We start from the raw sequence: 301 nt of genomic DNA on the forward strand, positions 1-301 counted from the left end.
GCGTCCCTGACACGCCAGGCCCCGCGACCTTCCGGAGGGCGGGTCATTCGATCCCGGGAATCTCCTCCGGCCAACTCGCGAGGATGTCCGGCGCGTGCCAGGGCTCCTCCAGGGCGCATTCGGCCCAGTTGACCTTGCCGCCGGCGGTGTAGCGCGTTTCCCGGGACTGGGCGAGCTGGGCCACGCGGCACAGGCCGCGCCCGGCCGCGTCGGTGCTGGACGCGCGGGCCAGGGCAGGGCGGCTGCGCCTGGCGTCGGAGCGCGAGCGGCTCGGGTGGCGTTCGTGGATCAGCGGCACGCG

1 protein-coding gene is annotated in these 301 nt (G+C 75.4%); it reads right to left on the reverse strand.

From position 1 onward, the window contains the following. Positions 1 to 43 precede the first annotated feature (43 nt). Positions 44 to 301 (reverse strand): hypothetical protein (locus UK12_RS42705; protein WP_197085445.1); only part of this gene is annotated, 258 nt, incomplete at its 5' end.

This window comes from Saccharothrix sp. ST-888 (assembly GCF_000955975.1).
In the GTDB taxonomy this organism is placed as follows: Bacteria; Actinomycetota; Actinomycetes; order Streptomycetales; family Streptomycetaceae; genus Kitasatospora.